This window comes from Stenotrophomonas sp. 107298_Sma, from assembly GCF_056480345.1.
The window spans coordinates 2,518,440-2,540,366 of record NZ_CM151094.1 but is presented as its reverse complement, the minus strand read 5'-3'; the positions used below and the strand labels follow the sequence as shown (position 1 = coordinate 2,540,366).

Below are 21,927 nucleotides of genomic sequence, written 5' to 3'. Positions count from 1 at the left end.
AGTCTTATCAGTGCGAGCGCCAACTCGATCAACTGTTCGGGCGGATCAGGGAGAAACCGGCGCGGAGATCCTTGCTACAGAGCGATCGAGAAGACCTAGAGCCGAACGGTCGCCCGCGCCGGGCTCTCGGCACCTAAGGTGCCAGAGTCGCAAGAGATAAGAGCCGAGCGACGCATTGATGCCTGTCGGTCTAGGTAGTCGCCAACCTTGGTTGGCGTCGCTTTCACCGGTGCCCACCAAGGTGGGCATCTACCGATCCCGCCGCCCATGCGCCACCATCGCCACCACCACAACACCTGCGGCCACGCTGGTGTGCCCGGACAACGCGGCCAGACCGAAACCCACTCCCAGCCCGCGCATGGCGAACACGGCACTGAACACCAGCAGCGCCCAGCCGACCGCGCGCAGTTTCTCGGTCGCCTGCGCGCTCAACACACGGCGCAGCACATCGCGCTGATGGCGCTCCATCGCCAGCGCCAGACAACCGAACGCGGCCAGTGACAGCACGAACAGAATGACGTGGATCATGCGCTGGCCTCGGAAACCGCATTGCGTGACGCTGCAGACGGCCGTGTGCGCTTCACCTTCGGTGCATGCCGCCAGGTGCGCCAGGCCAGCAGCGTGTGCAGGGCGGCCAATGCCAGCAGGGTCAGGTCGGTCCCGGCAAAGGCCCAATCGCCTGCGGCCAGCGTGCGCCACAACGGATGTGCCGTAGTCATCGCCGTCAGCACCGGCAGCAGTGCAAGCAGCAACGCCGCCAGCAGGAACTGTTCGATCCACGCTCGCTTGGGTGTCCGCAGCGTGGCGTGCACGAACATGGTCGCCCAAGCCAGGAAGAACACATGCACCTCCCACGCCGCGCGCCCGTCCATGGCAGTGGGCAACAGGCGGTTCGCCCACAGATAGGCCGCCATCGCCACCGACAGGCCGGCGACGGTGGCGATGTTGAGACGCTCGACCAGGCGGAAGCCGAAGTAGGGGCGCTGCGGATCGGGCAGCTGCGCACGGCGTTTGACCGTCCACAGGACCAGCCCGGTGCCGACCATGGCGGTGCCGGCCAGGCTGACGATGAAGTACAGCCAGCGCAGGGCGGCATCGGCGAAGCGGCCCAGGTGCAGGCCATACAGCACGCCCTGTGTATCGGCGGCGACGCCCGAGTGCTCCTTGACCTGCAGCAACTGCCCGCCGCTGCCGTCGAACAGCAGATAGTTCGGGGTGGTCGAAACGCGGCTGGACTGCGCACGCACCACGGCCACGCGTGCGTTCTGGTCGCCGGGGTTCTGCACCTGCACGCTGCCCACCGATCCGGTTCCCCAGCGCTGCTCGGCCTGTTGCACCAGTGCGCCGACGTCGGTGAGCGGGGCAGGCTGGCCCGCGGCTTTCTGCGGTGGCAGGAACAGGCGCATCTCGCTGACCACCTCGGCCTGCTGGCGCTTGTCCGGCAGCTTGGCCAGGCCCCACGGCATGTACAGCACCGCCAGCATCACCAACCCGCTCCAGGTGATCATGAAATGGAACGGCAGGCCGAGCACCGAGAGTGCCGCGTGACCATCCAGCCACGAGCGCTGGCCCTTGCCCCAGCGGAAGGTGAAGAAGTCAGCGAAGATCTTCTTGTGGGTGATCACGCCGCTGACGATGGCCACCAGCATGAACATCGCGCACAGGCCGACGATCCAGCGACCCCACATCGCAGGCATGTAATGCAGGTTGAAATGGAAGGCATAGAAGAAGTCGCCGCCGCCGGTGTCGCGTGCCTGCAGCGGCGCGCCGGTGTTGGCATCGAACAGGCCCGAGTCGAAGCCATGCCGGCCACGCCCACCCGGGCTGGCCCACATCGCCGACACCCATGGCATGCGCGTGCTCGGCAGGCCGAGGTTGATCTGGCTGGCCGCTGGCGTGTCGGCCATGATCGTGGCGACGGTGCGCTTCGTGACGATAGCGGCATCCGGCAATATAGACGGCGTGGCGATTTCCGGGCGGGTATAGCGCGAGAGCTCGTCGCGGAAGTAGCTGGCGGTGCCGGTGAGGAACATCGCGTACAGGATCCAGCCGGCCAGCAGCCCGACCCATATATGCAGGTCGGACATGGTCTGGCGGATGCCGCGTGGCTTCGGGGGGCGATCGACCTTGCTCATGCAGTGCCTCCGTTGCCGACCGTCTGTGCAATCAGCCACAGTGGCAACGCGGCGACGATCAGGCCCAGCCATGCGCGCCATGCCGAGCGCACCGCGAACACCCAGACTACGGCGCCCGCGTACAACAGGAAGCTGGCCAGCATGCCGGTGAACACGGCCTGGCGGCCATCGATGGGCAGCGCCAGTGCGGCGATGCTGCACAGCGCGGCCAGCACATAGCCGCCGAACAACGCGGCGAGGATGCGTGAGACCAGCGGCAGCCAGGCCAGTACGGCGGTGGTACGGGGAACGCTCACATCACTTCTCCGGGGCGCCACGCGCGATGGCGTGGCGCCCGTGCATCAGGCATCAGAAATCGACGGTGGCCGACAGCACGGCGGTGCGCGGCGTGCCCAGCCCGGAGCCGAGGCTGCCTGCCCAGTACGCCTTGTTGGTGAGGTTCTGCACGGTGGCGCGCAGCACCAACGGGTGACCGGCGGCCTGCAGTGCATAGCGGGCACCGAGGTCGAACACGGTGCGGCCGGCTACCCATTGGCTGTTGTCGGCATTGATGTAGCCCTTGGACAGGCTGACTGCATTGCCGGTGAGGGTGAGGCCCGGCACGGCCTGCACGTCCCATTCCACGCCGAGCTTGCCCTGCCATTGCGGGGTGGCGGTGGCCAGGCGGCCCTGATTGATGCCGCCCTGGGTACGGGTCAGCTTCGGCTGCAGCCAGCCGATGCCACCCAGCACGCGCAGCTGTTCGGTGGCCTGGCCGAACACGGTCCATTCCACGCCACGGTTGCGCTGCTGGCCGCCGAACGAGAACACGTTGGTGGCCGGGTCGGTGTAGGAACCGGGCTTCTCGATCTCGTACACGCTCAGCGCACTGGCCAGGCGACCGAAGTCGAACTTGGCGCCGACTTCGCGCTGGCGGGTCTTGTACGGCGGGAACACTTCGCCGGCGTTGGCTGCGTTGACCGGTGCGGTGCTGCCCTGGCTGAGCCCTTCGATGTAGTTGGCGTACAGCGACAGGCGGTCACTGGCCTTGAACAGCAGCGCGCCGGCCGGGGTGTTGGCGCTGGTGTCGTAGCGCGACGTGCGCTTGCCACTGCTGCCGTCGATGGTATCGCTGAGCACGGTCTGGCGGCGGATGCCAAGGGTCAGCTGCACGCGGTCATCGATGAAGGACAGCGTGTCGGCGATACCGAAACTGGTGGTGCGGACTTCGCCGGTCTTCGGCAGCGACGCATTGCTGAAGCTGCGGTCGATGGCCGGGCCCCATTGCGGATTGTAGATATTGGTCACCCAGTCGCGGGCCAGCAGGTTGCGTTGGAAGCCGAACTTGTAATCGTGCTGGTACCAGGCGGCGCTGATGGCCAGTGCATGATCGACCGGGCCCGTGCGGAAGCGTGCCGACACCCCGGCTTCGGCGGTGTCCTTGCTGTAGATGAAACGCTGGTGGGCGAAGTTGTTGCGGAAGTCGCCGGCGGCATTGGTGATCAGCGTGGTGCCGCTGGCGATGGAATCGAAATCGGTATGGCCGTGACCGTAGCTGGCGTGCGCCTGCAGGTGATCATTGATGTCGAACGACCAGCGCAGCGCGGCGGCCTGGTCCTTGACGGTGCTGAAGGTCCAGCCCGGTGCGAACAGCGTGCTGGCCTTCGGCGGGCGCGGCACGGCCAGGCCAGGTGCCAGCGAGACACCACGGTTGAGGCCATCCACGTGGTCGCGGCTGCTGAACAGGTCCAGCGATACCTGCGAGCGCTCGCCGCGCCAGTCCAGGCCGAGCGATGCCAGCTGCGCCTTGTGCTGCTGGTGGTCGGTGGCGGTGTCGCCATCGCGGTGCACGGCATTGAGGCGCATGCCGAACTGCTTGTCCGCGCCGAAGCGGCGGCCGATATCCAGATGGCCACCGAACTGTGCGTCGCTGCCGTAGCTGGCGGTGAAGCGGGTCAACGGCGTGTCGCCGGCACGCTTCGGTACAAGGTTGACGCTGCCGCCGACCGAGCCGCCCGGCGGCATGCCGTTGAGCAGCGCGGACGGACCCTTCAGCACCTCGATGTTCTCGGCCAGTTCCGGGGTGACCCGGTAGTAGGGAATCAGCCCGTACAGGCCGCCGAAGCCGATGTCCGAGGAGGCCACGCCGAAGCCACGGATGTTGAAGTAATCGGTGATGCCGCCACTGGAACCGCTGTTGTAGACGCTCGGGTCGGTCAGCGCGATCACCCGTACCAGATCCGGTGCCTGGATGTTCTCGATGAATTCGGCGGTGTAGCGGGTGGTGTTGAACGGTGTGTCCATGAAATCGAGGTCGCCGAGCAGGCCGACACGGCTGCCGCGCGTCACCTGACCACCGGCGTAGGCATCGGTAGGCGCGGTCTTGTCGGCGCGTACGTTCACCGTGGGCAGCTGGCGGGCGCCATCGGGCGCGTCGTTGGCGTGGGCGGCAGTGGCGATCAGCAGCGCAGGCAGCATTGCCGCGCGCGCGGCGAGGGACAGCGCGGTACGGCGCGGGAGGGGCAGGGTTCGGGCGGGGAGGGACATGGCGGTTCTCGTCGTGGTGGGTCGTGCGATCGGCCAGCACGGCGCCGTCGATGACCTGCACGGGCAGGACGACGCGGGCTGTGGAGTGGCTGGCAGAGGGCACGGCGCTGCCGCTGGGGCAGTGCTGCACGCGAGGTGCGTGGGCGATCTGTGGCTGGGTGGAGCGAAGCGCGGAGCGCGGGTGCTGCGGGGTGGATCAGATATCGTCGGCGAGGTCGTCGAGGTCCTGCAGGCCACCGCCGCGGGCCAGCACGCGCTCGTAGTTGCGGCGGCGGCGCTGGTCGGTGTCGGTGGTGGTCTCGCCACGTTTCCAGTAGCCGGCAACGGCGACGTCGGTCCGTGCCAGGCCGACCGCTTCGATGAAGTGGCGGCGCAGGGCGCGCATTTCCTCGCGCTCGCCGGCCGCCCAGACGGTGTTGTTGGCGTCCGGGTGCAGTCTGCGTGCCTGCTGCAGCAAGGGCGCATCACCGGTGGCCAGGCGCTGCACGCAGACACCATTGATGCGGGGCAGCTCGTCTACCGGGAAGGGATCATTCGAGGCGATCCAGGCCTGCGCATGCAGACCGGCCGGCCATTGCTGCAGCAACGCAGACAGGGCTGGGATGGCGCTCTGATCAGCGAACAGGAGAGCGCTGGCACCTTCACGCTGCGGCACCTGCAGATGCGGGCGCGGGCCGGTCAGATCGAAGGCATCACCGGGGCGCAGCGCACGTACCCAGGCCAGCATCGGTCCTGGTGCTTCGTGCAGCACCACATCCAGCGTGAATCGGCGCGTGTGCGCGTCGACGCAGCGCACGGTGTAGATCCGTGACACATCGCCGAAGGCGGCGCCGAGCTGGATGCGCACGGCAGTGTTTGCGCGCTGCCACGGCGCGAGGGCTGCCTGCTCCGGCAACTGGACCACGAGGCGCAGCAGGCTGGCGCATGGCTGTACAACCGCGACCACCTGGACCTGCAGCGCCTGCAGGCCGCGATCATGGTCGGCACTGCGTAGCGGACCGGGCGGGGTGATTGAAGTGGGGGACGCGGACATCGACAACGATCCTGGGCACTGCGAATGCGAATTAGTTACATCATAGTAAACTAAATTGATCAAGTCGTAACCCAGGCCTGTCCAGCGGCCACGGGATGCGTTGACCACCGCGTCGCTGCGGACCACCATGGCAGCCCTTGCCCGCGCATCGCGCAGGAGCCGTTACCGCATGGCTGCACCGAAAAAGACCGCCACCCGTGGGCGACCGCCCACCATCACCCGCGACCGCATCGCCGACGCCGGCATTGCAATGACGCTGCCGGCGCTGAGCTTCGTGGGCGTGGCGGCGGCGCTGGGGGTGAGCCACATCGCGCTGTACAAGCATGTGGCGAATCTGGCGGCGCTGCGCGAGCTGGTGGCCGAGGCGATCTTCGAGCGTTGGCAGGCGCCGGCGCTGGATGCCGCTGGCCGGCGCAGCATCGAGGAGGACCTGCGCGCATTCCAGCGTTCACTGCGGGCGCTGGTGGATGCCAATCCGGGCCTGGCGCCATTCCTGGTCAGCCACGGCGCGAAGACGCCGGAGATGCTGGCCCGCATCCAGCGCCATCATGCCGAGTTCAGTCGTGCACATGGCCTCCCGCTGGAGCAGGCAGCGTGGTTGCTGTCGACCGTGGCGTATCACGCCGTGGCGTTGGCCGACACCGTGTACTCGCGGAATGCGGTGGTCGATACGTCGCGGCGGCCACTGGATAGGAAGGCACAGCAGGCCGAGTTCGACCGCAGCATGGAGGCATTGATCATCGGTGCGTTGGCGATGTGCGGACGCACGGCAGCCTCTGGGTAACCCCTCAATCCTGGTTGGCACCGTTGCCCCGGTAGTCGCCAACCTTGGTTGGCGCCGCGATACATCGTTGCCCACCAAGGTGGGCATTTACCGGTCAAGCGGCATCCTTGCGCTCCGCATCGTTCATCCCCGGGCTGACGCGGCGGCCGATGTCCTTCAAGCGCGCCAGCTGATCCACCATCGACGGTGCATCGTCCAGGCTGCCGACGAACGTCCACAGGTAGGTCATCACCGCGTACACATGACCCGGGGTAACACCGTCGGTGGTGGCGAGACGGCCGATGGTCACCGCGAACAACACCGCCGCCGCCGCGCCCACCACCACGAAGGCCCCAGCTTCGCGATCAGATAGCAGGATACGCAGCCGCGACAGCGTGGTGTAGTGGCGACGCAGCACCGAGGGGCTGACCCGGTCAACCAGTCGGATTTCATGTTCCAGCCGGTTGTTCAGGCGCCCATGCAGCTGCTCGTTGCGGCGTGCGAACGACGGCATCAGCAACACTGCGCCAAGCAGTGCGATCAGGCTCGCGGCGCCCACCAGCGGTTCGATCACCAGCAGCATCACCGCCGCACCGAACATCGATACCAGCGCGGTGGCGATGATCGGCACGTGCTTCTCGAAGAAGTCGACGAACTCGCGGGCCAGCACCACGCGTGCGGCCGAGGTGGAGGTGGCGTGGCCCAGCCTGCGCTGTGCCTGCACCACATTCACCGCCAGGTCGGCATAGATGCGGGTGAAGGTACGGGTATCGACCGCACGGCGGGCGGCACCGACCAGCCAGAACAACAGCACGACGCCGGCGTACGAGATGGCGTGGCCGATGTCGCCGCGGATGATCGCGTCCACCGCGAAGCCGGCAAACAGCGGATACGCCAGCAGCAGCGCGTTCTCCAGCGCCACCAGCGAGAACGTGCCGGTGAGCTGCCACGGGTAGGTGCGCAGGATGGCCTTGAGGGTGGCGGCCGCGTTTTGCTGGCCGATGCTACCGGCGGCGGCCGCCGGATCGTGAGGGTGTTTCATGGGGATGCCTGGGCAAGGTGGAGACAGGGCAGGGGGTGGATACCTGCCGCCTCCCTGGTCACGCCCAGTATCGGCAGCCCTTTGGAGCGGGCATGGAGGGACGATGGAGATTGCGTGGAGAAATCGGCGCCGTTCAGTGATGCGAATGCCCACCAAGGTGGGCCGCTACCAGAGCAGCGTCTGCCGCAACGTTGCGCCCTCAACGACGTGCATGTACCGGCCAGCGGATCTCGAACGAACTGCCGCCACGTTCGGTAGCCCGGCACTGCGCGGTTCCGTGATGGGCCACGGCAATCGCACGTACTACCGCCAGGCCTAGCCCGGAGCCACCGCTCTGCCGCGAACGCGAGACATCGGTGCGCTGGAAGGCCTCGAAGATGCTGTCGCACAGCTCGTCCGGCACGCCGGGGCCGCCATCCTCCACGGCCACGGTGCAATGGCCCTCGGCCAGGGTGACGGCCACCCGCAGCGGACACGGAATGGCATGCCGCCGCGCGTTCTCCAGCAGCGCCAGCACCGCCTGGCGGATGCGTGCGGGATCGCAGTCGGCCAGTGACGGGCGCGCATCCAGGGTCACCGAGAAGCCACTTTCGGTCAGCGCTTCGGACATCGCTTCCACCACTGCCGCCACCTGTACGCTGACATCGCTGCGCTGCAGACGAAGATCCAGATGACCACTCTCGGCCAGGCTGACCACGCGCAGGTCCTCGATGATCCGGGTCAGGCCTTCCAGCTGGGTGAGCATGCTGTTGAACTGTTCCGGGCCCGGTTCGAATACCCCTTCGGCAATGCCCTGCAGGCGGCCGCGCAGGATGGTCATCGGCGTGCGCAGTTCGTGCGCGATCGCGGCGTTCCAGAACACCCGGTTCTCGGACATCCGGCTGAGCCGCTCGGCCATGGAGTTGAAATCGCTGACCAGCGTGGCCGCTTCGGTCATCGAGGTGTCGCCGCCGCGTGCACGTGCCTCCAGATCACCGCTGGCGACCCGGCGCAGGCTTTCGGCCACCGAGTTCAATGGCGTGATGATGCGGCGGGTCAGGCGCGAGGCGACCAGCGTGGCGAAGATGACGACAACGGAGGCGGTCAAGCCGATCCACAGCCACTCCAGCCCCGATGGCATGATGGTTTCCGGCTCGTCGTACCAACGCGGATAGAACACTTCCATCAGGTAGTAGAACAGGTAGAAGCCGCTGATCGACAGCACCGTCGAGCACAGCGAGGCGACCGTGATGGACAGCGTGATCTGGCGGCCGATGCTCTTGCCTTTGGGGTTCATCATTCAGTCCAGGAAACGGTAGCCAACGCCACGGATGGTGGCCGGAATGCCGATGACGCCGACGTCTTCCAGCTTGCGGCGCAGTTTGCTGACGTGGCTGTCCACCGTCCGTTCCTGCGCATCGCCCTCGGGCAGGCAGTTGTGCAGCAGATCCAGCCGGCTGTGCACCTGGCGCGGTGCGCGCGCCATGTGTACCAGCAGGCGGAACTCGGTGAGCGTGAAGGTCAGTGCGTGCAGTTGCTCATCTGTGCGCACTGTCACCTCATGGCTGCGCAGGTCGATCTCGAACGGTCCCTGGCGGATCACCCCGCTGGGCGCATCGCTGGGTTCTCTGGCACTCCGCCGCAGCACCGCCTGGATACGGGCGACGATCTCGGCCGGATTGAATGGCTTGGCTACATAGTCGTCGGCGCCGACGCGCAGGCCGGTCAACTTGTCCACGTCCTGGTCGAGTGCGGTGAGCATGATCACCGGCGTATTGCCACGCCTGCGCAGTTCGCTCAGCACCTGCCATCCATCCATTCTCGGCATCTGCACATCCAGCAGCACCAGATCCGGGCGTAGCTGGCGATGACTGGCCAGGGCCGCCTCGCCATCGACCGCGCGGACGCTGCGCAGGCCGGAACGCGCCAGGTACGCACCAAGGATGTCGGCGATCTCGCCTTCGTCTTCGGCAATCAGGACCAGGGGCGCCTGGCGCATGCGGGTATCGGGTTTCATTGCGTGATGCGGCTTTGGAAAGTGAGCAGGTGAGGGCGATGTCAGTGGAGAGGTCATCGTCGGCGTTCCATGGCCTGTGCTTCCTCGTTGGCGGCCCAGGCCAGCGTGGCCAGCACCAGCGTGCGACGCAGCGACGGCGCCAGCGGTCGCCCTTCACGCAGATCCCGCGCAGCCAGGGCGGATACCGCTGCCGACAATCGGGCCCAGCGCGATGCCATGTCGGCTGCATCCACCCGTGCCTGCAGGCGGGTGGCCATGCGCAGGATGGCGCGCAGGCGGAGCGTCATCTGGGTGGCGACCAGCAGGGTTGCGAGGGCGAGCAGCAGATGCAGCGTGGCACCGGCGGCGGTTGGCTTCGTCTCCGACCAGACCGCCAGGCCGATCAGCGCCAGCGAAGCGGGCGATCCGAGGCGGCTCGCGTGGCCTGGCCCATCGCTGCGGAACCACAGCAGGGCGGTAGCACCGAAGCCTGCCAGCAGGGGCGCTAGCACATGGGGACTGGCCAGCGTCCAGGCCGTGGTCGATGCCAGCACCAGGGCGAGCAGCCACGGCGAAGGCGCGCACCAGGCCAGGTAGGCGCGGCGCACATCGATCGACGGCAGGTCTGGATGGGGACGGAGCACGGTGGGCAGGCAGTCGGCAAGTTGCCGAGGCTAGCCGCCATTGATGGAGACTCGGTCGAGATTGTGTCGAGATTGCGTGGACACGGATCGCCTGGTTCAGCCGCCGGCGGCGTGCCTGAACGGCTGCCGGATCTCCATGCAATCTCCACAGTGGCTCCAAGAAACGTCCACCCCTCGCTTGCAGACTGCGGCCTCAGCGGTCGCACTGGGTGGCCGCCCGCAGCCGGGCGTTTCGATGAACAACCGCAGGATCTGGACCATCGCCGCAGCCGTGGCTCTCATTGCGGGTGCCGCAGGCTGGTGGGCCTTCGCAGACAGCGATGATGCCGCGTTGATCACCGCGCCGGCAAGAGTGGCGGATCTGGAAAAGACCGTGCAGGCGGTGGGCCGGGTCAACCCGAAGGAGCTGGTGGCGGTGGGCGCGCAGGTGTCCGGCCAGGTCAAGCGCCTGCATGTGGTGCTGGGCCAGCGCGTACAGGCCGGCGACCTGATTGCCGAGGTCGACTCGCAGCCGCAGCGCATCGCCCTGCGCAGCGCTGAAGCGGCCACCAACACGTTGCGTGCCCAGCATGCGGCCAGCCAGGCCCGTTACGCCCAGTCCAGCCGTGTCTACGAGCGGCAGTCGCAGCTGGTGGCGTCACGCCTGGTGTCACAGGAAGGTTTCGAGGCCGCGCGGGTGGCACGTGATACGGCGCGCTCGGAGATGGCCGCGCTGCAGGCGCAGATCGACCAGGCCGTGACCCAGGTCGAAACCGCACGTATCAACCTCGGCTATTCCCGCATCGTCTCGCCCAGCGACGGGTACATCGTCGCTATCGTGACCAAGGCCGGGCAGACGTTGAACTCGATGCAGACCACGCCGACCATCGTGATGCTGGCGCAGATGGATACGATGACCGTGCGCGCCGAGATCGCAGAGGCCGATGTGGAGCTGGTCGCGCCCGGCCAGCCGCTGTGGTTTTCGACACTGGGCCCGAGTGGCCGCCGCTACGAATCCCATCTGCAGCAGCTGGAGCCTGCGCCGTCGACGATTGCCGATATGGCCGGCAGCAGTGCGGGTGGCTCGGCGCAGACGCCCAAGGCGGTGTACTACGCCGGCCTGTTCGATGTGGCCAATCCGGGCCTGAAGCTGAAACCGTCGATGACGGTGAAGGTCACCCTGCAACTGGCACGCGCTGCCAACGCACTGCAGGTGCCGTTGACCGCATTGACCGAATCCGAAGGCAAGGACAGCAACCGCGGCACGGTGCAGGTGGTCGATGCAAAGGGCCGCGTCACCGAGCGTGAGGTCAGCACGGGTTTGCGCACCGCGACGGCGGTGCAGATCCTGTCCGGGCTGAAGGCAGGCGAGAACGTGGTGGTCGGCCAGGCGCCAAGCGGCTCTGAGCCGGAAGCTGCCAGCCTGTTGGGGATCTGAGCATGGCCGATGCTCTGCTGGAACTGCATGGCGTATCGCGCGCCTATCGCTCGGCCGCCGGTGAAGTGGTGGTGCTGAAGGATGTCTCGCTGCGTATCGACGCCGGTGAGTTCATCGCCATCATCGGCCCGTCCGGTTCGGGAAAATCAACGTTGATGAACATCCTCGGCTGCCTGGACCGGCCAACCGAAGGCAGCTATCGCGTGAACGGCGAGGCCACCGAGCAGATGGCGCCGGATGCGATGGCCCGGCTGCGCCGCGAGCACTTCGGCTTCATCTTCCAGCGCTACAACCTGATGGAGAACCTGAGCGCTACCGAGAACGTGGCATTGCCGGCGGTCTATGCGGGCGTGGATGCAGAGACGCGTACCGCGCGTGCCCGCGGGCTGCTGGAAACGCTGGGCCTCGGCGAACGCACCGCAAACCGGCCGAGCCAGCTGTCCGGCGGCCAGCAGCAGCGCGTGTCGATCGCGCGTTCGCTGATGAACGGCGGCGCCATCGTACTGGCCGACGAGCCGACCGGCGCGCTCGATCACGCCAGTGGCCAGCAGGTGATGGCCGAACTGAAGCGCCTGCATGGGCAAGGCCATACGGTGATCCTGGTGACCCATGACGCTGCAATTGCCGCGCATGCCGGCCGGGTGATAGAGATTGCCGACGGACGTGTGGTCGCCGATCGTGGTGACAGGGCGCCGGTGTTGACGCCCGCTGCGTCCATCGCCGAACGCGGTCCGTCCCTGACTGCCGAGCGCCGGGCGCGCCTGGACGCGGTACGCGAGGCCGCCCGGATGGCGGTGCGTTCGATGCTGGCCCATCGACTGCGGACCTTGTTGACGATGCTCGGCATCATCATCGGCGTGGCCGCCGTGGTGAGCGTGGTCGCGCTAGGCAAGGGCGCGCAGGCGCAGGTGGAATCACAGATCAATGAACTGGGCGCCAGCACACTGGAGATATTCCCCGGCGCCGATTTCGGTGACCCGCGCTCGGCGGAGATCGAAACGCTGGTGGTGGGGGATGCCGACCATCTGGCCGCGCTCAGCTACGTGGACAGCGTCAGCCCCAATCTGACGGGTTCGGTGGCAGCACTGCAGGGCAGCCGTCGTGCCAACACCCAGGTGCAGGGCGTGGGCGCGGACTTGCCGCGCGTGCGCGGGCTGCAGCTGAAGGCTGGGCGCTTCTTCACCGATGCTGAAGTAGATGCGCATCGTGCCGTGGGCGTGGTCGATCAGAAGGCGGCCAAGGCGCTGTTCACCGGCAACCCGATCGGCAGTACGGTGCTGTTGGGCGGCATGCCGGTGGAGGTGATCGGTGTGGTCGGCGCCAGCGCCTTTGCCGGCGGTGCGACGCCCACGGTCTACGTGCCGTATACCTCGGCGGCCTCGCGGCTGCTGGGCAGCCAACGGCTGGAGAGCATCACCGTGCGGGTGCGCGACAACGTGCCGACCACCGCCGCCGAAGCCTCGCTGGCTGCCGAACTGCAACGGTTGCATGGGCGGCGGGATTTCTTCATCTACAACGCCGATCAGATCCGCAAGGCGGTGATGAAGTCCAGCCAGACCATGGCGGCCCTGGTCTCCGCCATTGCCGCGGTGGCGCTGGTGGTGGGTGGAGTTGGGGTGATGAACATCATGCTGGTGTCGGTGAAGGAGCGCGTGCGCGAGATCGGCGTGCGTCTGGCAGTGGGTGCGCGGCAGGGTGACATCCTGCGCCAGTTCCTGATCGAAGCGGTGCTGATCTGCCTGCTCGGTGGTGTGCTGGGCGTACTGTTCGCGTTCGGTGCGGGAGCGCTGTCCAGCCTGCTGTCGCTGGGCGTGCCGTTCCTGTTCACGCCGGGGCCGGTGCTGGCTGCATTGGCGTGTTCGTCGGCGATCGGGCTTGGCTTCGGCTACTTCCCGGCACGCAGCGCCGCGCAGCTGGACCCGATCCAGGCACTGGCGGCGGAGTAGGGCCGCACCCGCTGCAGGACATTGTAGAGCCGAGCCTACGCTCGGCTGTTCTCCGGCCAGACCAGGATGAACCCTGCGCTGCGCGCAGCAAGCCGAGCGTGGGCAGGAGCATTCCCGGCAGCAGAGTGGGTGTGTCAGCGCGGCGGAAAGGCAATGACGATGTCGTTCAGCGGCAACTGGTTGTCGCGCGGCACGGTCACGCCGGGTTTCCAGGCGTCACCTTGGCCGAACAGTTGTGCCTCGCTTTCAGGGCCGAAATCGTCGAAGGACTGGAAGACATAGGGAATGCCTTCGGACCCTTCGAACGTGGGCTTGTTGGAAAGCTGGAAATGCAGGTGTGGCGCAGCGGAATTGCCCGACTGTCCCAGCTGCGCCAGCACCTGTCCCCGTTGGATGCGTTGCCCGGGTCTGACCTTGACGCTGCCTGCGCGCAGGTGGGCGTAGCTGGCGAAGACATCCGGCGCGATTTCCACCACCACGTAGTTGCCGAACAAGCCGTCGGCGGTCAGTGACGATGGCTCCGGTTGTGCGGTCAGTGGGGCATGCTCCGGCTGTCCGTCGCGGGTGGCGCGGACGATGCCATCGGCCACGGCCAGCACCGGTGCCGCATAGCCCACCCAGTCCGAGTGGCGGGTGTGCTGCAGATCCTTTGTACCGGGCCGCAACGCGCGGCCTTGTGCGTTCACGCCGACCAGATCGAGGGCGAAGCGCTGTGGAATGGTCAGCTCACCATTGACCGCAACCAGGCTGCCCCAATGGTGCGACTGCGCCGCGCCCGGTCCTTCATGCGCGAGCCAGCGGCCACCCTGCAGCGGCGGTCCCACGGCCAGCACTGGCGCAGGATTGACCTGCACGCTGGCGCCATCCAGCAGCACGTTGCCGTGGTGCTCGGTGCCCAGCAGCATGTGGTGACGGAGGGTGTGTGGAACGGGCGCGCCGGGTGGCAATGACAGCCACAGGAAAACCACCAGCCGCTTGCCGGGCGCAATGCTGAGGGCCACATCCTCGGCCGGCATCGGCCGAACCCAGCCGCGCAGGGCGGGGCCGTCCAGCGTCAGCAGCGATGTTGCAGCGTTGTCGGCGAACACCTGCAGCGACTGCGGCTGCAGCGCGCCGGTATCGCCGTAGAAATTGGTGATGTGCAGTTCATAGGCCAGATGGCGCAGGCCGTCGCTGCCGATGAAGGGCGCTGGCGCGAAGGGCACCCTCGCTTCGACCGGTGCAGGGGCTGGCGCCGCCAGTGCGAGCGAAGGAAGCAGCAACAGCAGTAGCAGGACGAAGCGGATGCTGCGGGTCATGCGGGTTCCCCAGGGGGCCGTTGGTGCCCGCTGACGAGCATAGCGCTACACCGGGGCCACAGACGTACGGGCAGGTTCGGCAAGCCGGCAGCTGCGGCCGATATCAGGCCGACGGCCGGGGATGCCTGCGCACACGTGCCCGCTCGCGGTACAGCCGGCTGTCGGCGCGCTGCAGGGTGTCGGCCACCGTCTCGCCAGGTGCATGGTGGGTCGCGCCCAGCGAGAAGGGCGTGGGTGACTGCCCGGCGTGCTCCGCATACCACTGTTCCAGTGCGGTCAGCCTCCCCGGTTCCGGGCCGGTCAGCACCACCATGAACTCGTCGCCCCCCATCCGTACCACGTTCTCCGCCGCACCCAGCGGAGAGCGCAGGAAGGCGGCGAACTCCACCAGCACCGTGTCACCTCGCGCATGGCCCTGGCTGTCGTTGATCTGCTTGAAATGATCAAGATCGAACATCAGGCAGGCCCATGGCCGCTCGCCCAGTTCGTCCAGGCGGGGCAGGAAGCGGCGGTTGTAGCTCAGGGTGAGCGGGTCCTTGAAGGACATTTCACGCAACTGCTGTTCCTGCATCCGCAATGCGGTGACGTCCTGTGCATGGCCGAGCACGTAGGGTGGATTGGCTTCGCTGTCGAGCACGTTGTGGTAGGCCCAATAGTGCCGGGTTCCATCGGCAGCGATCAGTTCGATGACGCCGGCATCGGTGTGGTTGACCGTGATGCGCTCGAGATAGGCCTTGAAGGCGGCGCGCTTCTCCGGCGGCATCAGGTCACACAGGCTGCGCCCGATCATCTGGCCTTCGTCGAAACCCAACGACTGCACTGCCGCCGGGTTCACCGACGTCAGCGTGCCATCCAGCGTATGCGTACAGATCAAACCCAGGCTGTAGTGGAACAGACGCCGGTAGCGGGTTTCGCTAGCTTCCAGCGCATCCAGTGCGGCGCGCTCCTCAGTGATGTCCTGGATGGCGCCGACCAGCCGAGGGTGACCATCAACCTGCTGCCGGCCACCGACGACCCTCGTCCAGATGGCGCGTCCATCGGCGGTCGTCATCGGCAATTGAACCTCCCACGACGTGCCTTCCTCGATGCAGCGCTGTACCGCTGTGCGGATGATGCTGCGGCTGTCCTCGCGGTAGAACGAAAGCGCGGTGTCGAGCGTGGGCTCGAAGTTGCTGCGCACGCCATGGATCTGTTTGGTTTCGCGCGTCCAGCGCACTTCGTTATTGACCAGGTCCATCTCCCAGCCGCCTACCCGCGCTGCGCGGTTGGTGCGTTCCAGGAAATCCTCACTGCGTTTCAACTCGCGGTGCAGAGCCTTGGCCTGGCCGACCTGGGCCATCAAGGTGCTGCGCTGTTCCAGTACCTGGGTGGTGACCCGCGCCAGATGCACCATCAGTTCGCGCTGTGAGGGCGACAGTACGCCCGGCATCGGATCGAGCAGGCACAGTGTTCCAATGCGAGCGCCGTGCGCCGAGCCCAGCGAGATGCCGGCGTAGTGGCGGATGCGTGGGCCGCCGGTCACCAGCGGGTTGGTGGAGAATCGCGGATCCTGGCGCGCGTCCGGAACTTCGAACAGCTCATCCTGCTGGATCGCATGCGTGCAGAAAGAAATCTCGCGTGCGGTCTCGCTGACACCTTCCAGCCCAATGTTGGCCTTGAACCACTGGCGCTCGTCGGCTACCACCGAAATCAGTGCCATGGTCATGCCGGTGGCGGCACGCGCGGCGGCGACGATCGCATCGAAAACCGGCTCTGGCGGAGTGTCGAGCAGATGCAGACGGTCGAGTTCAAGCAGTCGTTCGGCTTCGTCCATGGCGCGTTTCAGGGCTGGGGTGGCGAGGGCGGCTTCGGCGGCTGTCAGGCACTACGCTAGTGCGTAGCGCGTTATGTATCGCCAGCGTCGGGTGATGCCGATGTGACGCGCCTCGGTCAGCGTTTGCGAAGCGCGCGCGAGGGGCGTACCGAAACGTGACGGTGGTCGCGAACGTGCCAGCGCCAGGGAAAGTCCACCGCACGTGTGATACCGATGCGGGGCCCGACGACCGGGTCGAGCGGCGGTGCGGTGCCGTCGCTGGCAATGATGATCCCTTGGTTCCCGGTCACCAGATCCGCGCCATCGAAGCCGCGGTCCAGTCCGAAAGCCTGCGAGAGCTTGCCGGGGCCGCTGGCCAGATCGTGATCACGCCTGGCCGCCGGGCGCAGTTCGTGCATCCGCTCCAGCCCCGCCAATGGCTCGGCGGCGCGCAGCAGGACGGCGACACCTTCGCCGATTTCACCGCAGACAACGTTGCTGCCCCAGTGCATGCCGTAGGTGAAGTAGACATAGAGATGGCCGGCCTCACCAAACATGCTGGCCGTGCGTGGGGTCTGCCCACGATAGGAGTGCGCGGCTGGATCCACACTGCCGGCATAGGCCTCGACCTCGACGATGCGCGCCGCGCGGCCATCGTCGCGGACCAGCAGCTTGTTGAGCAGCTCAGGGGCAACGTCGGTGGACGGGCGCTGGTAGAAGCGGCGGGGAAGGATCTTCCAGTGATCGGGCAACCAGTCCAGCACGGCGGTGGCAAGCTCTGCAGGAGGAGTCTGCAGTGTGGCGGCGATCAGGTGAAGCCGTTGCGGACGCTGCGTCAATCCTGCCGGGGAGATGCTGCCAACGCCGCACGACGGGCGGCATGAACCTCCGGTGTCTGCGGCTTGATGAACAGAGCTACCAGCTCCGGGTACTCGCGCTTCACGGCGGTCTCGATACGGGTGATGCAGGCCTCGATCTGCGGCGTACGGCGGTCATCCTCGAACTCTGCACTGAGCATGGCCACGACCTGCTCTGGTCCCATCTGCATGGTGGTCACGCCGTTGGCACGGCGCAGGTCCGGATCGGCTTCGGCCACGGCCATGATCCGCTCCGCGACCGCGGGATGGGCAGGCTCACCTACCAGCAGCCCTTTGGTTTCGCGTGCGAGTAGGAAGGCCGTAGCCGCCAGCACGCCAGCAATACACAGGGACGCCACACCATCGAGAACGGGCAGGTCCAGCAACTGGGCGGCGACCAGACCGATCAGCGCAAAGCCAAGGCCGAGCAGCGCGGCGCTGTCCTCCAGCAGCACGGTGAATGTGGAAGGATCCTTGCTGCGGCGGAAGGCTTCGAAGTACCCGAGCGTGCCCTTGGTCCGGCGGAACTCACGCAGCGCCACCCACCACGATGCACCTTCGAACAGCATGGAAATGCCGAGAACGCTGTAGCTCAGCGCATGGTTGGTGGCGGGTTCCGGTCGGCGGATATGCTGGATGCCCTCGTAGGCGGAGACGCCAGCGCCGGCAGCGAACACCAGCAGGGCAACGATGAAGCTCCAGAAGTACAGTTCGCGCCCGTAGCCGAACGGGTGCACCGGGTCCGGCGACTTGCTGGCGCGATGCAGGCCATAGAGCAGCAGCAGCTCATTGGCGGTGTCGACCAGCGAATGCACACCCTCGCTGAGCATGGCCGAGCTGCCGGAGATGCCCGCAGCGATGAACTTGGCTACAGCGATAGCCAGGTTGCCGGCCAGGGCGGCGTAGATGACAAGACGGGAACCGGTGGGGGCGGACATCGCGCAGGCGGTAACGGGCGGTGCGGATCATCTTCCGCGCCCACCCGTGCCCACGGTGTGCAGGGCTGGCGCGCCAGCGTCCTGTGGGGTGGAGATACAGCCGCGTGCCGTCCGATTTCAGCGCGCCCGACCAGCGGCCGCCACCTGATGTGTGAAAGCGGCCGAACACAGTATTGCTGGTGTCGGTCAGCAGCAGCTCATCGCCGGACAGCACCCATCGATTGGCCGGGAAGAAGCCATCCCGACAGCCAGCCGGAACATAGGCGCTGTAGCCGCCGAACCATTCACTGTTCCGCAGTTCGATGGTACAGGTGCTGCCGTTTTCCTGACCCAGGGTCCAGCGGCCGAACAGGTCGTCGTCGCGGACGTCGCGATTGCGATGGCGGCGGTTCTCTCGCCACCACTGGTCGCTATCGTCGTGGGAACTGAACGAGACCTCTGTCTGCGAGCGTTGCCGACGAGGTGAGGGATCGTGTGAGGATCGGCGGTACGCCTCAATTCCCCATCACCCGCCCGATGGCGTCGGCCAACAGGGTGCGAACCCGTGCCGCAGGCAAGTCCGGATCGCGCACGGCACGCATCGCCAGTCCTTCCACCAGAAGCCGCAGCAGCAGGGTTCGGCTGGCAATCCGCTCTTCGTCCACGACGCGGCCCAGGCTGACGTCGCGCTGCCGCAACCACGCGTGGATGGCAGCGCTGGTCTGCCTGTCATGGGTACGCAGTACCTCGGCCAGCATCGGGTCGCGATGCGCCTCGGCATTGATCTCCGCATACAGTGCCACGCTGGCGATGGCGTTGCCGTGGATCGGCAGCACTTCGCCGCGTGCCCATTGCTGGTAGCACTCCAGCAGGCCGTCCACCAGGTCCGATGCTGCCGGCATCTCGCTGATCGAGGCCTGGTCGTGGCGCAGCTGGCGCTCGATCAGCGCCAGGATCAAGGCCCGCTTGTTGGCGAAGTAGCGGTACATCAGCCCTTGGCTGATCTCAGCTTCGGCGGCGATGTCGCCGATCGAGCCGGCATGGAATCCGCGGGTGATGAAGCACTTCTGGGCGGCATCGAGGATGCGCCGGCGCTGGGCTTCGGCATGGGCGACAGCAGGGTCGTTGGCGGATACGGCTACGGCGGCTTTCGGCGTCATTGCGAGAGGTAGGAGCGTCCAGGGGCGGGATAGTACGTCATAAAAGGTGTGAATGAACGGTCATTCATTTGTAATTGCCGCCTTCCAGACTGCGCCGGCCTCCTCCTTCCGCGAATGAGTCCGATGCGCTACCTCCCGCTGCACCGTCCGTTGCTCACCCTCGCCATCGCCGCCGCGCTGCCGGTGCTGGCCCATGCAGAAGACAATCCCAGCGCCGATGCTGCCGCCTCCGCCGAGGTCGCGCGTACTGTCGCCCTCGACCAGGTGATGGTGACCGCGCAGAAACGCGCCACCAACCTGCAGGAGACGCCGATCTCGGTGTCGGTGGTCGATGCTGAAACGCTGAAGGACCGCAGCGCGATTTCGCTGGGCAGCCTGTCTGATGGTTCCATTCCTTCGCTGCGGGTCACGCCGTTTGCCACCCGCAGTTCGGCGCTGAACATCGGTATCCGTGGCATTGGCGCCTCCGGTGACGCAAACCAGCCGGCCCGCGACGCCGGCGTCGGTATCTATGTCGATGGAGTGTTCATGGGCCGTGCGCAGGGCCTGGGCAGCATGCTCTACGACGTGGAGCGCATCGAAGTGCTGAAGGGGCCGCAGGGCACGCTGTTCGGCCGCAACACCGAAGGCGGCGCAGTGAGCATCGTGACCAAGCAACCGACCGGCGAATTCGGCGGCAGCGTCAGTGCCGGTGTGTCCAACTTCAGCGGCTACAACAGCGCGCTGCACCTGGACCTGCCCAAGGTGGGCGATGTCAGCTTCAAGGTCGATGCAGTGCAGGCCAGGCGTGGCGGCACCACCGACAATCCGATGCGTGGCGAGCGTGACTTCAACAGCTACGACAAGCGTGGCGCGCGCTTGAGTGCGCTGTGGCAGCCGAGTGATGACTTCTCGCTGCTGTACGCGTTCGATCGTTCCTACGATGCCACCACGCCGTACCACACCCAGGTGCTGATGCCGGGCGCCTACCTGAGCCCACTGCAGAAGGCCGGCGCCAGCCAGGATCGCCGCGACAGCGCCATCCTCGGCGGCCCGCAGGAAGACAACATCGGGCGGACCAGTGGCCATCTGTTGAACCTGTCGTGGACGCTGAACGACAACCTGGAACTGAAGTCGATCAGTTCATACCGCGAACTCACCCAGGGCCAGTTCGACATGGGCCTGGTCGATGCAATCTCGGCCTATGGTGGCGCAGGCACACCCTTCGGGCGTTACAGCCTGGCGCAGGTCTACCAGCACCAGTACAGCCAGGAGTTCCAGCTGATCGGCAATACCTCGCAGGTGCAGTTCCTCGGCGGTGCGTTCTACTACCACGAGACCGCCGGTGACAATGCGCAGACCCCGAACATGCTGGTCTGGGGCCCAGGCGGCAACAGCTACACGGTGAATGCGGCGACCAACCCGTTGGATCTCTCGCGGGTACGCATCGACCGCGCCAGCAAAGCGTGGACCGACAGTCTGGGTGTGTTCGGCCAAGCCACGTGGACCCCGGAGGCGCTGCAGCGCCTGCACCTGACCGCCGGTGGCCGCTATACCCGCGATGACAAGAAGGGCAGCCTGTACATCGTCAATGGTGCGGCGACCAACCTCGCGTTCAAGGACCGCTGGAGCCGCTTCGACCCGATGGTCAACATCGCCTACGACCTTGGCGGGCACGCGATGCTTTATGCCAAGTACAGCACGGGATTCAAGGCCGGCGGTGCCAACTCGCGCTCGACCAACTACAGCGCGTTCGGTCCTGAAGAAGTGACGGCCTATGAGCTGGGCTTCAAATCGCAGTTCTGGGACAACCGCGCCCGCCTGAACCTCGCCGTGTTCGATTCGACCATCGCCCACAAGCAGATGGACTTCTCGCTGCCGTTCGACCCGAACAGTGGCGAGACCCGCACTACCATGGTCACCACCAATGCATTGAGCGATGGCAAATCGCGCGGCGCGGAGCTGGAGTTCAATGTGATGCCGGTGGACAACCTGACGCTCGGCCTCAACTACGCCTATACGAAGATCGACGCGCAGACCGCGACGGACCCATTCGGTGCGGGGGTGCAGGTAACGGTCCAGCCGCTGCTGGCGCCGAAGAACGCCGGCAGCCTGTCTGCCGACTACCTGGTGCCGTTCGCCAATTTCTCGGCACTGAAGTTCCATGTGGACGGCAACTGGTCCGATGGCTACTACACCAGCGAGTACGACCAGATGCTCACCGACAGCTCGTTCGTGGTGAACGCTCGGGTGGCGCTGGTGGATGTACCGGTCAACAGCACCGGCACCACGATGTCGTTCTCGCTGTGGGCGCGCAATCTTCTGGATGAACAGCATCTGTTCTACAAGATCAACAGCGCAGCGCTGGGCCAGAGCGGCATCTTCAACGACCCGCGCACCTTCGGCCTGGATGTGGCCGTCAACTTCTGATTCGACTGGAGAT

19 protein-coding genes are annotated in these 21,927 nt (G+C 66.4%); 4 read left to right on the top strand and 15 right to left on the bottom strand.

The features are described from left to right. Positions 1–249 precede the first annotated feature (249 nt). The 5 genes from ACZK2G_RS11875 to ACZK2G_RS11855 all read right to left on the bottom strand — a co-directional run bounded on the left by ACZK2G_RS11875 (position 250) and on the right by ACZK2G_RS11855 (position 5,694). Positions 250–528: a DUF3325 domain-containing protein gene (locus tag ACZK2G_RS11875; protein WP_046986480.1), complete on the bottom strand. Its 279-nt coding sequence runs from the start codon at positions 526–528 to the stop codon at positions 250–252. Beyond that, on the bottom strand, positions 525–2,135 hold the full coding sequence (locus tag ACZK2G_RS11870) for a PepSY-associated TM helix domain-containing protein (protein ID WP_478473384.1): 1,611 nt from the start codon (positions 2,133–2,135) through the stop codon (positions 525–527). Before ACZK2G_RS11870 ends, ACZK2G_RS11875 begins: the two co-directional genes overlap by 4 nt. Continuing rightward, a complete protein-coding gene (locus ACZK2G_RS11865) occupies positions 2,132–2,431 on the bottom strand; it encodes a DUF3649 domain-containing protein (RefSeq protein ID WP_478473382.1) in 300 nt (99 codons plus the stop codon). The genes ACZK2G_RS11870 and ACZK2G_RS11865 overlap by 4 nt, the downstream gene beginning before the upstream one ends. A gap of 52 nt (positions 2,432–2,483) precedes the next feature. After that, a complete protein-coding gene (locus ACZK2G_RS11860) occupies positions 2,484–4,661 on the bottom strand; it encodes a TonB-dependent receptor (protein WP_478473380.1) in 2,178 nt (725 codons plus the stop codon). Between the two features lie 196 nt (positions 4,662–4,857). After that, positions 4,858–5,694 (bottom strand): siderophore-interacting protein, encoded by an 837-nt coding sequence (locus ACZK2G_RS11855; protein WP_430766107.1) that lies wholly within the window; start codon positions 5,692–5,694, stop codon positions 4,858–4,860. A gap of 169 nt (positions 5,695–5,863) precedes the next feature. Between ACZK2G_RS11855 and ACZK2G_RS11850 the strand changes: the two genes are divergently transcribed. Further along, on the top strand, positions 5,864–6,478 hold the full coding sequence (locus ACZK2G_RS11850; RefSeq protein ID WP_208043486.1) for a TetR/AcrR family transcriptional regulator: 615 nt from the start codon (positions 5,864–5,866) through the stop codon (positions 6,476–6,478). 94 nt (positions 6,479–6,572) lie between these two features. Here the strand turns inward: ACZK2G_RS11850 and ACZK2G_RS11845 are convergent, their stop codons facing one another. From ACZK2G_RS11845 to ACZK2G_RS11830, 4 genes are all read right to left on the bottom strand, one after another. Then, complete coding sequence (locus tag ACZK2G_RS11845; RefSeq protein ID WP_046983356.1) at positions 6,573–7,499, bottom strand: ABC transporter six-transmembrane domain-containing protein; 927 nt, start codon at positions 7,497–7,499, stop codon at positions 6,573–6,575. Between the two features lie 199 nt (positions 7,500–7,698). Then, positions 7,699–8,775 (bottom strand): ATP-binding protein, encoded by a 1,077-nt coding sequence (locus ACZK2G_RS11840; protein ID WP_208043488.1) that lies wholly within the window; start codon positions 8,773–8,775, stop codon positions 7,699–7,701. A 3-nt stretch (positions 8,776–8,778) separates the two neighbouring features. Further along, the gene (locus tag ACZK2G_RS11835) at positions 8,779–9,495 is read right to left on the bottom strand and encodes a response regulator (protein WP_208043489.1); all 717 of its coding nucleotides are present in this window, start codon (positions 9,493–9,495) and stop codon (positions 8,779–8,781) included. Between the two features lie 53 nt (positions 9,496–9,548). After that, positions 9,549–10,118: a hypothetical protein gene (locus tag ACZK2G_RS11830; protein ID WP_248298395.1), complete on the bottom strand. Its 570-nt coding sequence runs from the start codon at positions 10,116–10,118 to the stop codon at positions 9,549–9,551. A 235-nt stretch (positions 10,119–10,353) separates the two neighbouring features. Here ACZK2G_RS11830 and ACZK2G_RS11825 point away from each other — a divergent pair, with 235 nt between their 5' ends. Both ACZK2G_RS11825 and ACZK2G_RS11820 read left to right on the top strand, forming a co-directional pair. Further along, a complete protein-coding gene (locus tag ACZK2G_RS11825) occupies positions 10,354–11,535 on the top strand; it encodes an efflux RND transporter periplasmic adaptor subunit (protein ID WP_478473377.1) in 1,182 nt (393 codons plus the stop codon). A 2-nt stretch (positions 11,536–11,537) separates the two neighbouring features. Then, positions 11,538–13,481, top strand: a complete 1,944-nt coding sequence (locus ACZK2G_RS11820; RefSeq protein WP_478473375.1) for a MacB family efflux pump subunit — start codon at positions 11,538–11,540, stop codon at positions 13,479–13,481. A 134-nt stretch (positions 13,482–13,615) separates the two neighbouring features. On the opposite strand, the gene ACZK2G_RS11815 is transcribed toward ACZK2G_RS11820, so the two are convergent. The 6 genes from ACZK2G_RS11815 to ACZK2G_RS11790 all read right to left on the bottom strand — a co-directional run bounded on the left by ACZK2G_RS11815 (position 13,616) and on the right by ACZK2G_RS11790 (position 19,505). Next, positions 13,616–14,779, bottom strand: a complete 1,164-nt coding sequence (locus ACZK2G_RS11815; RefSeq protein ID WP_136637972.1) for a M23 family metallopeptidase — start codon at positions 14,777–14,779, stop codon at positions 13,616–13,618. A 103-nt stretch (positions 14,780–14,882) separates the two neighbouring features. Further along, a complete protein-coding gene (locus tag ACZK2G_RS11810; RefSeq protein ID WP_478473373.1) occupies positions 14,883–16,592 on the bottom strand; it encodes a sensor domain-containing diguanylate cyclase in 1,710 nt (569 codons plus the stop codon). 116 nt (positions 16,593–16,708) lie between these two features. Continuing rightward, positions 16,709–17,335 (bottom strand): DNA-3-methyladenine glycosylase, encoded by a 627-nt coding sequence (locus ACZK2G_RS11805; protein WP_136638063.1) that lies wholly within the window; start codon positions 17,333–17,335, stop codon positions 16,709–16,711. Between the two features lie 71 nt (positions 17,336–17,406). After that, positions 17,407–18,306 carry a cation diffusion facilitator family transporter gene (locus tag ACZK2G_RS11800; protein WP_478475585.1) on the bottom strand — a complete coding sequence of 300 codons (900 nt, stop codon included), beginning with the start codon at positions 18,304–18,306 and terminating at the stop codon, positions 17,407–17,409. Next, positions 18,215–18,700, bottom strand: coding sequence for an AprI/Inh family metalloprotease inhibitor (locus ACZK2G_RS11795; RefSeq protein ID WP_478475583.1), 486 nt, complete (start codon positions 18,698–18,700; stop codon positions 18,215–18,217). Before ACZK2G_RS11795 ends, ACZK2G_RS11800 begins: the two co-directional genes overlap by 92 nt. A gap of 160 nt (positions 18,701–18,860) precedes the next feature. Beyond that, a complete protein-coding gene (locus tag ACZK2G_RS11790; protein WP_478473371.1) occupies positions 18,861–19,505 on the bottom strand; it encodes a TetR/AcrR family transcriptional regulator in 645 nt (214 codons plus the stop codon). 123 nt (positions 19,506–19,628) lie between these two features. On the opposite strand from ACZK2G_RS11790, the gene ACZK2G_RS11785 reads away from it, so the two are divergent. Beyond that, on the top strand, positions 19,629–21,914 hold the full coding sequence (locus tag ACZK2G_RS11785; protein ID WP_478473369.1) for a TonB-dependent receptor: 2,286 nt from the start codon (positions 19,629–19,631) through the stop codon (positions 21,912–21,914). Positions 21,915–21,927 lie beyond the last annotated feature (13 nt).